Below are 11,901 nucleotides of genomic sequence, written 5' to 3'. Positions count from 1 at the left end.
AGAGATGCGCCAGTCGATTTTCTGCATTTTTTATATTGACTTCAATAAGTTGGTGTTCACAGTGAAGGCAAATGTGTGCTATACTGAAAAAAGACTAAAAGACTGCCTGGCAAAGGCATTTCAGTATATTGAGTAAGGAGAATTCATGATCGAAATAGGAAAAAAACAGAAGCTTATTGTAGTGAAGACCGTAGATTTTGGTGTTTATCTGGCTGAGAATAAAAATGCGGGACAGGAAGAGCGAGTGCTTCTTCCCGGGAAACAGATTCCGGAAGGAACGAAAGAAGGCGATACACTGGAAGTATTTATTTATAAAGATTCCAGAGACCGTCTTATTGCAACTACGAAGGAACCTCTTTTGCAGGTGGGACAGACTGCAGTTTTGAAAGTACTTCAGGTAACCAGGATTGGTGCATTCCTTGACTGGGGGCTTGAGAAGGATCTTCTTCTTCCCTATCACGAGCAGACCAGCCGTGTAAGAGAGGGACAGGAATGTCTGGTGGCACTTTATGTAGACAAAAGCAGCAGGCTTTGTGCCACTATGAAGGTATATCACTATCTTTCCACCAGAACTCCGTATGTAGTAGGAGACTCTGTAAAGGGGCGTGTATATGAGATCAGTGACCGCTTCGGGGTATTTGTAGCGGTTGATGATAAATATTCTGCGTTAATTCCGGCAAGAGAAGCCAATGGGAAATACCGCCCGGGAGAAATCCTTGACCTTCGCGTTTCCGAAGTAAAAGAAGACGGCAAGATGAATGTTACCGATCGTCAGAAAGCATATCTCCAGATTAACGAAGATGCAGAGAGTGTACTGAGTGTAATTGAAGAATTTGCAGGTGTTCTTCCGTTTGACGACAAGGCTTCACCGGATGTGATCAAGAGAGAGTTTGGCCTGAGTAAGAATGCATTTAAGCGTGCAGTTGGTCACCTTCTGAAAGAAGGAAAGATTGAAATCAGAGACAGACGTATCTATAAGAAAGAATACTAAAAGAGAAAAATATTAAAAATCGCATACCTTATTCTGGCTGTTAAATCGCGGAGTGGGGTATGCAATTTTTTCCTATTTTGTTTTTAACAAAAGGAGATAACAAATGGCATTTACGCACCTTCACGTCCATACAGAATACAGTCTGCTGGACGGTTCCAACAAAATAAAAGAATACGTTGCCCGTGTGAAAGAGCTTGGGATGGACAGTGCCGCCATTACTGATCATGGCGTTATGTACGGAATCATCGATTTTTACCGTGCTGCCCGTGCCGCAGGAATTAATCCGATTCTGGGCTGCGAGGTTTACGTTGCTCCGGGCTCCCGCTTTGACAGGGAAATTGGCAGCGGCGACGACCGCTATTATCATCTGGTACTTCTGGCAGAGAATAACAAGGGCTACCAGAATCTTATGAAAATTGTGTCAAAGAGCTTTAAAGAAGGCTTTTATTATAAGCCGCGTGTAGACCTGGAGCTTCTTCAGGAATACCATGAAGGACTGATTGCATTAAGCGCCTGCCTCGCTGGTGAAGTAGCTCGTTTTATTAACAGAGGTCTTTATGAGGATGCTAAGAAGGCCGCACTTCGTTACCAGGACATCTTTGGTAAGGGGAACTTTTTCCTGGAGCTTCAGGATCACGGCATCCCGGAACAGCAGAATGTAAACCAGCAGCTGCTTCGCATGCATCAGGAAACAGGAATCGATCTGGTTGCCACCAACGATATCCACTATACCTATGCAGAGGATGCAGATCCTCATGATATTCTTCTCTGTCTGCAGACAGGAAAGAAATTGTCTGACACTGACCGTATGCGTTATGAAGGCGGACAATATTATGTGAAATCAGAAGAAGAGATGGCAGCTCTTTTTCCATATGCACTGGAAGCACTGGAGAATACTCATAAGATCGCACAGCGATGCCATGTGGAAATTGAATTTGGTGTTACCAAGCTGCCGCGCTTTGACGTGCCAGATGGTTATACTTCCTGGGAATACCTGAACAAGCTCTGTTTCGAAGGCCTGGATAGACTTTACAATCCGGTTACCCCAAAACTTCGGGAACGTCTGGAGTACGAGCTTTCCACCATTCAAAATATGGGATACGTAGATTATTTCCTGATTGTATGGGATTTCATCCATTATGCAAGGCAGAACGGGATCGAGGTAGGACCGGGACGAGGCTCTGCTGCAGGGAGTATTGTAGCGTACACATTGGGAATCACTTTGCTGGATCCCATCAAATATGACCTTCTGTTTGAGCGTTTCCTGAATCCGGAACGTGTATCTATGCCTGATATTGATGTGGATTTCGGATTTGAGCGAAGACAGGAAGTAATCGATTACGTTGTGCGCAAATACGGCAAAGACTGTGTGGTTCAGATTGTTACCTTCGGTACCCTGGCAGCCCGGGGAGTTATCCGTGATGTGGGACGTGTCCTTGATATGCCATATGCACAGGTAGATACCATTGCCAAAATGGTCCCAACTAAGATTCCGGGTGTGAAAGTAGTCACTATTAACAAGGCTATGGAAGTAAATCCGGAGATGAAAAAGGCATACGACGAGCAGCCGGATATTCATCATCTCATTGATATGGCAAAACGTCTTGAGGGACTTCCAAGACACACCTCCATGCATGCAGCAGGAGTTGTAATCAGCCAGAAGGATGTTTCCGAGTATGTTCCTCTTTCCCGTGCCCAGGACGGAACTATCGTGACCCAGTTTACAATGACCACTCTGGAAGAGCTTGGTCTTCTGAAGATGGACTTTTTGGGGCTTCGTACCCTGACTGTTATTAACAACGCAGTAAAAAATGTTAAGAAAAATTACGGCATATCTCTGGATATGCAAAAAATAGATTACAATGACCAGAAAGTACTGGACTCTCTGGGAACCGGACGCACAGATGGCGTGTTCCAGCTGGAGAGTGGGGGAATGAAAGGGTTCATGAAGGAACTAAAGCCCCATAGCCTGGAGGATGTAATCGCCGGAATTTCCCTGTACCGTCCGGGTCCTATGGATTTTATTCCTCAATACATCAGAGGAAAGAACCGACCGGATACAATCCATTATGATTGTCCGCAATTGGAGCCGATTCTGAAGGCGACCCATGGCTGTATCGTTTATCAGGAGCAGGTAATGCAGATCGTGCAGAGCCTTGGCGGCTTTACCCTGGGGCGAAGCGATCTTTTGCGCCGTGCCATGTCCAAGAAGAAACTGGATGTCATGGAAAAAGAGCGTCAGGCATTTGTTTACGGAAATGAAGAAGAGGGAGTTCCCGGCTGCATTAAAAACGGAATTGATGAAAAAGTGGCTAACAAAATTTATGACGAGATGATTGATTTCGCCCAGTACGCTTTTAACAAATCTCATGCGGCGGCATATGCGTATGTAACCTATCAGACTGCTTTCCTGAAATATTATTATCCGGTAGAATATATGGCAGCTCTGATGACCTCTGTTATTGACGTTCCAACCAAGGTTGCGGAATATATTCAGGTTTGCCGTCAGATGGGCATCCCGATTCTGCCGCCAGATATTAACAGTGGAGAATATGGATTTTCCGTATCAGACGGTTCTATCCGTTACGCTCTTTCCGCAATCAAAAGCGTGGGCCGCCCGGTAATTGATGCCATTGTTGCAGAGCGAAAGGAACATGGAGAGTATCTTTCTCTGAAAAATTTTATTGAGCGCAATATAGAGGCAGTTAATAAACGTGCTCTTGAGAACTTTATCAAGGCCGGAGCACTGGACTGCCTGGAAGGAAACCGCCACCAGAAAATGATTGTTTTCGGTCAGATCGTAGATGACATTTCCCGTAACAAAAAGCAGTCCATGGCAGGCCAGCTCAGCCTGTTTGACATTGCAAGCGAAGAGGACAAAAAAGAGTTTGAGATCCGCATGCCAAATGTGGAAGAGTACGATAAAGAAACCATTCTTGCCTACGAGAAAGAGGTTCTTGGAATTTACTTAAGCGGTCATCCTCTGGAGCGTTACCGCAATATGATGGAGAAAATGATCTCCGCCAGAACCATAGATTTCCAGCCGACAGACGAGGATGAAGAAGATGAAAATCATGTGAGAGACAACCAGAAGGTTATCATCGGCGGCATGATCGTGGAGAAAAACATCAAGTACACCAAGACCAATAAAGTCATGGCATTTCTTACGGTAGAAGATCTGCTTGGAACTGTAGAGGTTATGGTTTTTCCAAGAGACTATGAGAAATGGCAGAACATGATCAATGAGGATGCACGTGTTTTTATTCAGGGGCGTGTATCAGCAGAGGAAGATAAAGCCAGCAAGCTGATTCTCGAAAAAGTCCGCGCTTTTTCCGATATTCCAAAAGAACTGTGGATCCAGTTTGAGAGCAAGGCAGACTACAGCCAGAAGGAAAAAGAACTGTTGGAGGATCTGCGAAAGTCCCAGGGAACGGACAGTGTTATTGTCTATTTAAAAGACGTAAAAGCGATGAAAAAACTGTCCGCAGCATACCATGTGAATGTGCAGGATGACTGGCTTGCCCAGATGTGTAAAAAATATGGAAATAACAATGTTAAAGTTGTTGAAAGAGTCTTGAAAAACCTTTGAAAATGCTATAAACTTAATGCTGAATATGTGTATAGAAAAATGAGGGCGTTTCCAATGAAAATGGAGACACAGCTCACGACGATTCATAAGATGGAGGAGATTATTATGGCAGAAAACAAGATTAAGACCATTGGTGTCCTTACCAGCGGCGGTGACGCTCCTGGAATGAATGCTGCAATTCGTGCAGTTGTAAGACGTGGACTTTCCAACGGACTTAAAGTAAAAGGTATCCAGAAAGGTTATAATGGCCTTTTAAGTGAAGAAATCATCGATATGTCAGCAAGAGATGTATCTGACACAATCGAGCGCGGCGGTACAATTCTTTACACTGCAAGATGTGCGGAATTCCGTACACCGGAAGGACAGCAGCGTGGTGCAGAAATCTGCCGTAAGCATGGTATTGACGGACTTGTAGTAATTGGTGGAGACGGTTCCTTTGCCGGAGCTCAGAAGCTTGCAAATCTTGGAATCAATACAATTGGTATTCCAGGAACCATCGACCTTGATATTGCATGTACAGAGTATACTATTGGTTTTGATACCGCTGTTAACACTGCTATGGAAGCAATTGATAAGGTTCGTGATACATCTACTTCTCATGAGAGATGCAGTATCATCGAGGTTATGGGACGTGGCGCCGGATGGCTTGCACTGTGGTGCGGTATTGCCAACGGAGCTGAGGATGTTCTTATTCCTGAGAAATATGACTATGATGAGCAGAAGCTGATCAATAACATTATTGAAAGCCGTAAGATGGGTAAGAAGCATCATATTATTATCAATGCAGAAGGTATTGGCCATTCACAGGCTATGGCAATGCGTATCGAGGCTGCTACAGGAATTGAGACACGTGCGACAATTCTTGGTCACATGCAGCGTGGTGGAAGCCCGACCTGTAAAGACCGTGTATATGCATCTATGATGGGTGCTATGGCAGTAGACCTTCTTCTTGAGGGCAAGAAGAGCCGTGTCGTTGGTTATCGTCATGGCGATTTCGTTGATTTTGATATTAACGAAGCTCTTGCAATGGAGAAGAGCGTAACTCCATATATGTGGGAAGTTTGTGAGTCCCTTTCTCATAACTATAAGAAATAATAAAGGAATTTTATGTTTATTCAAAATCTGCAATATAAATTGCATAAACTGAATACAGCACAAATAATTACCCTCAGCTTTGCGGGGGTAATTTTTGTAGGCGGATTAATTTTGTGGCTGCCATTGTGTACAGCACCGGGACAAACCACATCATTTTCAGATGCCATGTTTACAGCAACTACATGCGTATGTGTTACCGGTTTGGTAACTGTAGTCACAGCTACCCACTGGAGCTTAATCGGCAAGCTGGTAATCTTGCTGCTGATACAGATTGGCGGAATTGGTTTGATTGCGCTGGCAAGTGTGATTTTCATTTATTTAAATAAGAAAATTAGCATGAAAAACCGTCGAATGATCCAGGAATCCTATAATCTGGAGCAGATGTCAGGTCTTGTAAAGGTTGTACGGAAAGTTGTACTGTGTGTGTTTGCAGCAGAAGGAATCGGAGCAATTAGCTATGGGATTTATTTTATTCCCAGAGTTGGTTTGGTGAAGGGCGCCGGTCAGGCTGTATTTACTGCGGTTTCTGCATTCTGTAATGCAGGAATTGATCTGTTGGGAGATAATAGTCTGGCTGATTATGTGACGAATCCGTTGCTGAATTTTACTACCATCAGTTTGATCATTGCCTCCGGGCTTGGTTTTACAGTGTGGTGGGATTTGGGAAAACGTTTTAAGCTGATTTTTCAGAAAAAGCTTTCCTTTGGCAGATTCTACAGAACACTTCATTTACAGAGCAAGATCGTGCTTGTGACCACCGGCATTTTATTGGTGGGAGGAACCTTCCTGATTTTTCTGTTTGAATATGACAATCCGGCTTCAATAGGAAAACTCACATTGGGACAAAAACTGATGGCTTCGCTGTTCCAGGCTGTAACAACCAGAACCGCAGGATTTTTTACAGTTGATCAGGCTGCGTTTACCAATGGAACTGCAATGCTTTGTCTGTTTCTTATGCTGATTGGAGGTTCTCCGATGGGAACAGCAGGTGGTATAAAGACGACAACTCTTGCAGTTCTGGTGCTGAGCATTATCACGAACCTTCGCGGAAAGAAGGATGTGGAGGTCTGTGGTCGCAAAATTCGAAGCAGCTATGTCCGTTCAGCACTTGTGGTCGCAGGAATGGCAGTGAGTGTTTTGTTTGTTTCCCTGTTGGCATTTTTTGCAGTAATGCCTGATGCCCCGTTTATTGATGTACTTTATGAACTGACATCAGCAGTGGGAACGGTAGGACTTTCCAGAGGTTTGACTTCTGTATTGAATACACCAGCCAAGTGGATTGTGATTTTTACCATGTACATTGGAAGAATCGGTCCGCTGACATTAGGTGCAGCTGTTGTATCTCGTGCACAGAAGAAATCTGAGAAGGTACATCTGGCAGAAGAAAATATTATGATTGGATAACCAGAAAATAAAATCATTAAAAAGCATTTATACTATGAAAACATGAGGGCAGACCATGAAAGCAAAATCTTTTGCAGTAATCGGATTAGGGCAGTTTGGAATGACACTTGCCAGAGAACTGGCGAATGCAGATTATGATGTGCTGGCAATCGATGATAAGGATGAAAATATTCAGGAGATTGCGGAGACTGTTACCTATGCGGTACGGGCAGATGTGCGTGAACCAGATATACTGAAGTCTCTTGGAGTACAGAATGTGGATGTGGCAATTGTTGCTGTTGCAGAAAATATGGAAGCCAGTATTACTGCAACAATGCAGGCTAAGGATTTAGGCGTTCCCTGTGTTGTTTCCAAGGCTATGAATACGCTTCATGGACGTATTCTGGAAAAAATCGGGGCCGATCAGGTGATTTATCCGGAGCGTTCCATGGGACTTCGAGTAGCACGAAATCTGACCTCCAATGGTTTTGAAGATATTTTTGAGTTATCATCAGAGTTCAGTATGGCTGAATTCCGTATACCGGCGGATTGGGCAGGGAAAAGTCTGGCGGAGCTGAAAATCCGGGAGAAATATAAAATCAATGTAGTGGCTGTGAAGCTTGGCGACGAAGTGAATGTAAACATAGATCCCGCAGAGAAACTGAAAGAAGGATGTGTTTTGGTTGCAGCCGGAAAAAATCAGGATCTGAACCGGGTGAAACGTACCATATGATTTAAATAAAACTAACAACCGGGTATGATGAAAATTAAGATAAATCAATAGGTTTGGTATTTAAGGCTCATTGTACCAGCATCAGAGGATAATTTATGATAACCAGTGCGAGCAATACACAGGTAAAAAACATTATACAGCTGAATCAGAAAGCAAAAGCCCGCAGAGAGCAGGGGTTATTTGTAGCAGAAGGACGGAAAATGTTCGGGGAGGCTCCCAGGGATTGGATTTCTAAAGTCTATGTAACGGAATCCCTGACTTCGGATAGTTCATTAATGGAGCAGATAAGCATGCTGCCTGAGGGAAAAGCAGAGATTGTAGCAGATAATGTTTTTCGTCAGATGTGTGATACCAAAACCCCGCAGGGAATTCTTACTGTGCTGAGAAAGCCTGTTTGGACAATACAGGATATCCTGAGGGGAGACTCTCCTCTTATTATGATCCTGGAGGATCTGCAGGATCCGGGAAATGCGGGGACTATTTTCAGAACCGGAGAAGGAGCCGGAGTATCCGGAGTTTTTCTCACAAAGACATGTGTGGATATCACAAATCCAAAAGTCATTCGTTCCACTATGGGATCTGTTTACAGAATGCCTTTTCTATATGTGGAGGATGTGGTATCATTAAAAGCAGAACTGAAGCAAAAAGGAATCCGTACCTTTGCTGCCCATCTGAAAGGGAAAAATTCCTATGATCAGGAAAATTATCAGGGTGGCACTGCTTTTCTGATTGGAAATGAAGGAAACGGGCTGACAGAAGAAGCGGCAGAAGCAGCGGATTGCCTTATCCGTATTCCAATGTGTGGAAAAGTGGAATCTCTTAATGCAGCTATGGCAGCAGGAATACTGATGTATGAAGCAGCAAGGCAGAGACGATAAAAAGGGGGAGTCTTATGGAACCAATCATATGGCTGGGAATTCTGGCAGTGCTTTTGGTCATTGAAGGGCTTACTACGGCGCTTACTACCATCTGGTTTGCCGGCGGCGCATTGGCAGCTGCCATTGCATCTGGTATTGGAGTTGGAATTGTGCCTCAGCTTCTTCTGTTTTTTGGTGTTTCTCTTGTGCTTCTGATTTTCACAAGACCGGTAGCCATGAAGCTTATGAATAAGAACACAGAGAAAACAAATGTGGATAGTCTTCTGGGCAAAACAGCTGTTGTGATTCAAAAAATCGACAATCTGGCACAGACCGGACAGGTTCGCATTAATGATATTGAATGGATGGCCCGGACATCCGATGATACCAAAACAATTCCGGTTGACACTGTAGTAACGATCAAGGCGGTTCATGGCGTCAGATTGATCGTGGAGCCTAAATAAAAACAGGAGGCGGAAATATGGGAAAAGTGGTAGTTTTATTGATCGTCATTATTCTGGTGTTATGGATCCTTGCATCTTGCATTCGTATCGTACCTCAGGCATATGCGATCGTACTTGAGCGCTTAGGCGCTTATCAGGCAACATGGGGAACTGGCGTACACTTTAAGCTCCCATTTGTTGAGCGTGTGGCAAGGAAGGTTAACCTGAAAGAGCAGGTTGTTGATTTCCCGCCTCAGCCGGTTATCACCAAAGATAACGTAACCATGCAGATCGATACCGTTGTATTTTTCCAGATCACAGACCCGAAGCTTTATGCTTATGGCGTAGAGAACCCGATCATGGCGATCGAGAATCTTTCCGCTACTACTCTGCGTAACATCATCGGTGATATGGAACTGGATGAAACACTGACTTCCCGTGAGGTTATCAATACCAAGATGCGCGCGTCACTTGATGTAGCCACAGATCCGTGGGGAATCAAGGTAAACCGTGTAGAGCTTAAGAACATCATTCCGCCAGCTGCGATCCAGGAAGCAATGGAGAAGCAGATGAAGGCAGAGCGTGAGAGACGAGAAGCTATACTTATTGCAGAGGGTGAGAAGAAGTCTACTATTCTTGTAGCAGAAGGTAAAAAGGAATCAGCCATTCTTGACGCAGAGGCCGAAAAGCAGGCTGCAATTCTTCGTGCAGAGGCGCAGAAGGAGCGCATGATCAAGGAAGCTGAAGGTCAGGCAGAGGCTGTTCTGAAGGTTCAGAAGGCAAATGCAGAAGGTCTTCGCATGATTAAGGAAGCCGGAGCAGACAGTGCAGTCCTTACCCTGAAGAGCTTCGAGGCACTTGCAAAAGTGGCAGACGGCAAGTCTACCAAGATCATTATCCCGTCCGAGATTCAGAACCTGGCGGGCCTTGCAGCTTCTTTGAAGGAAGTTGTAGTGGATGAGAAGAAGACTGAAGAATAAACAAAAGAGGAGAATTATTATGAACTTAAAAGGCAGAAATTTTTTGACACTGAAAGACTTTACACCAGAGGAAATTCTGTATCTTCTTGATTTATCCGCTGATTTAAAGGCAAAGAAAAAAGCTGGCGAGCTGACTGAGTATTACAAAGGCAAAAACATTGCCCTGATCTTTGAAAAAACCAGCACAAGAACACGCTGCTCCTTCGAGGTTGCAGCTCATGACCTTGGAATGGGAAGCACCTATCTGGATCCAACAGGTTCCCAGATCGGCAAGAAAGAGAGCATTGCAGATACTGCAAGAGTTCTTGGAAGAATGTATGACGGTATTGAGTACCGCGGATTTGGCCAGGACATCGTAGAAGAGCTTGCCAAATACGCAGGTGTTCCGGTTTGGAACGGTCTGACAAATGAGTATCATCCTACTCAGATGCTTGCTGATATGCTGACTATCCGTGAGCATTTCGGATACCTGAAGGGCATTAAGCTGGTATACATGGGGGATGCCCGCTACAACATGGGCAACTCCCTGATGGTAGCATGCTCCAAGCTTGGAATGCATTTCGTAGCATGCACAAGCAAGAAATATTTCCCGAATGAGGAGCTTGTAGCACAGTGCCAGGAGTACGCTGCACAGTCTGGCGCAACCATCACTCTTACTGAGGATGTGGAGGCTGGAACCAAGGATGCAGATGTTATTTACACAGATGTATGGGTATCCATGGGCGAGCCGGATGCAGTATGGGAAGAGAGAATCCATGACCTGACACCTTACAAGGTAACTTCCGCAGTTATGAAGAACGCTGGTGAGAAAGCAATCTTCCTTCACTGCCTGCCTGCATTCCATGACCTTAAGACCAAGATCGGCAAAGAGATGGGCGAGCGCTTCAACCTTACCGATATGGAAGTAACGGACGAAGTATTTGAGTCCCCAGCTTCCAAGGTATTTGATGAGGCAGAGAACCGTATGCATACAATCAAAGCAGTTATGGTTGCTACTTTAGGAGAGCCGGAGACAAGATAATGTTTGCTTACAACGAAAATACAATTTCAGATCAGATACACACAAAATGGGCGGGCAAAACCGTCCATTTTGCAAAAGAAACGGATTCTACAAATTTGTGGATCAAGCGCCTTGCCAAAGAAGGCGCACCGCAGGGAACGCTTGCCCTTGCAGAATTTCAGTCTGCAGGAAGAGGACGTCTTGGACGCTCCTGGGAGGTACCGGAAGGAACCTCCGTAATGATGAGTATTCTTTTGAGACCGGAGTTTGAGCCTCAGTATGCACCTATGCTGACGCTGGTAATGGGTATGGCAGTGGCGAAAGCTGTGAAGCTGCTTGGCTTTGAGGTAAGCATTAAGTGGCCCAATGATGTGGTGGTTTCCCACAAAAAGATATGCGGGATTCTCACTGAAATGGGAGTTCGTGATGAAAAAATCGATTATGCGGTCATAGGCGTGGGAATTAATGTAAATATCAGAGAGTTTCCTGCAGAAATGGAAGACAAAGCCACTTCTCTTTATCTGGAAAGCGGAAGAGAGTTTGACAGAAGCCAGATTCCGGGACTTGTAATGGAAGCCTTTGAAAATTATTATGAAAAATTTGCAGCGACTTGTAATCTCAGCGGACTCAAAGCTGAGTATGAAAGTATTCTGGCTAATTATAATCAGCCTGTCCGTGTACTGGCAAAGGAGCCTTATGAAGGGATTGCCAGGGGAATCACCGACAGCGGGGAGCTGCTTGTGGAAAAAACGGATGGAACAGTAGTGGAAGTCAGCGCAGGAGAGGTTTCTGTGCGGGGCTTGTACAGCTACGTGTGAAATAAAAGAAAG

General features: G+C 44.7%; 10 protein-coding genes. All 10 read left to right on the top strand.

The window, feature by feature from the left end; all coding sequences use genetic code 11:
• Window positions 1-145 precede the first annotated feature (145 nt).
• Entirely contained in the window at window positions 146-991 is an 846-nt protein-coding gene (locus OCV70_RS10515; RefSeq protein ID WP_117852791.1) for a CvfB family protein, read from the top strand.
• A gap of 103 nt (window positions 992-1,094) precedes the next feature.
• On the top strand, window positions 1,095-4,580 hold the full coding sequence (locus tag OCV70_RS10510) for a DNA polymerase III subunit alpha (RefSeq protein WP_021926106.1): 3,486 nt from the start codon (window positions 1,095-1,097) through the stop codon (window positions 4,578-4,580).
• A 105-nt stretch (window positions 4,581-4,685) separates the two neighbouring features.
• A complete protein-coding gene (pfkA, locus tag OCV70_RS10505) occupies window positions 4,686-5,675 on the top strand; it encodes a 6-phosphofructokinase (protein ID WP_117853022.1) in 990 nt (329 codons plus the stop codon).
• A 111-nt stretch (window positions 5,676-5,786) separates the two neighbouring features.
• Window positions 5,787-7,079 carry a TrkH family potassium uptake protein gene (locus OCV70_RS10500; RefSeq protein WP_243176856.1) on the top strand — a complete coding sequence of 431 codons (1,293 nt, stop codon included), beginning with the start codon at window positions 5,787-5,789 and terminating at the stop codon, window positions 7,077-7,079.
• 55 nt (window positions 7,080-7,134) lie between these two features.
• Complete coding sequence (locus OCV70_RS10495) at window positions 7,135-7,791, top strand: potassium channel family protein (RefSeq protein ID WP_195587836.1); 657 nt, start codon at window positions 7,135-7,137, stop codon at window positions 7,789-7,791.
• Window positions 7,792-7,886: 95 nt separating this feature from the next.
• The gene (locus OCV70_RS10490) at window positions 7,887-8,669 is read left to right on the top strand and encodes a TrmH family RNA methyltransferase (RefSeq protein WP_195587834.1); all 783 of its coding nucleotides are present in this window, start codon (window positions 7,887-7,889) and stop codon (window positions 8,667-8,669) included.
• A gap of 14 nt (window positions 8,670-8,683) precedes the next feature.
• Window positions 8,684-9,112: an NfeD family protein gene (locus OCV70_RS10485; RefSeq protein ID WP_021926110.1), complete on the top strand. Its 429-nt coding sequence runs from the start codon at window positions 8,684-8,686 to the stop codon at window positions 9,110-9,112.
• A gap of 17 nt (window positions 9,113-9,129) precedes the next feature.
• On the top strand, window positions 9,130-10,071 hold the full coding sequence (locus OCV70_RS10480; protein WP_195587832.1) for an SPFH domain-containing protein: 942 nt from the start codon (window positions 9,130-9,132) through the stop codon (window positions 10,069-10,071).
• 19 nt (window positions 10,072-10,090) lie between these two features.
• Window positions 10,091-11,092: an ornithine carbamoyltransferase gene (gene argF, locus OCV70_RS10475; protein ID WP_021926112.1), complete on the top strand. Its 1,002-nt coding sequence runs from the start codon at window positions 10,091-10,093 to the stop codon at window positions 11,090-11,092.
• A complete protein-coding gene (locus tag OCV70_RS10470; RefSeq protein ID WP_195587830.1) occupies window positions 11,092-11,889 on the top strand; it encodes a biotin--[acetyl-CoA-carboxylase] ligase in 798 nt (265 codons plus the stop codon). Before argF ends, OCV70_RS10470 begins: the two co-directional genes overlap by 1 nt.
• The last annotated feature ends 12 nt before the right edge of the window (window positions 11,890-11,901 follow it).

Source organism: Blautia acetigignens, from assembly GCF_025566865.1.
In the GTDB taxonomy this organism is placed as follows: Bacteria; Bacillota; Clostridia; order Lachnospirales; family Lachnospiraceae; genus Blautia_A; species Blautia_A acetigignens.
The sequence above is the reverse complement of the archived record's forward strand: the minus strand, read 5'-3'. Positions and strand labels throughout refer to the sequence as shown.

What these genes read in the sequence shown, in the direction of transcription:
- OCV70_RS10515 (WP_117852791.1), top strand. Translation starts at nt 146, where the DNA reads ATGATCGAAATAGGAAAAAAACAGAAGCTTATTGTAGTGAAGACCGTA.
- OCV70_RS10510 (WP_021926106.1), top strand. Translation starts at nt 1,095, where the DNA reads ATGGCATTTACGCACCTTCACGTCCATACAGAATACAGTCTGCTGGAC.
- pfkA (WP_117853022.1), top strand. Translation starts at nt 4,686, where the DNA reads ATGGCAGAAAACAAGATTAAGACCATTGGTGTCCTTACCAGCGGCGGT.
- OCV70_RS10495 (WP_195587836.1), top strand. Translation starts at nt 7,135, where the DNA reads ATGAAAGCAAAATCTTTTGCAGTAATCGGATTAGGGCAGTTTGGAATG.
- OCV70_RS10490 (WP_195587834.1), top strand. Translation starts at nt 7,887, where the DNA reads ATGATAACCAGTGCGAGCAATACACAGGTAAAAAACATTATACAGCTG.
- OCV70_RS10485 (WP_021926110.1), top strand. Translation starts at nt 8,684, where the DNA reads ATGGAACCAATCATATGGCTGGGAATTCTGGCAGTGCTTTTGGTCATT.
- OCV70_RS10480 (WP_195587832.1), top strand. Translation starts at nt 9,130, where the DNA reads ATGGGAAAAGTGGTAGTTTTATTGATCGTCATTATTCTGGTGTTATGG.
- argF (WP_021926112.1), top strand. Translation starts at nt 10,091, where the DNA reads ATGAACTTAAAAGGCAGAAATTTTTTGACACTGAAAGACTTTACACCA.
- OCV70_RS10470 (WP_195587830.1), top strand. Translation starts at nt 11,092, where the DNA reads ATGTTTGCTTACAACGAAAATACAATTTCAGATCAGATACACACAAAA.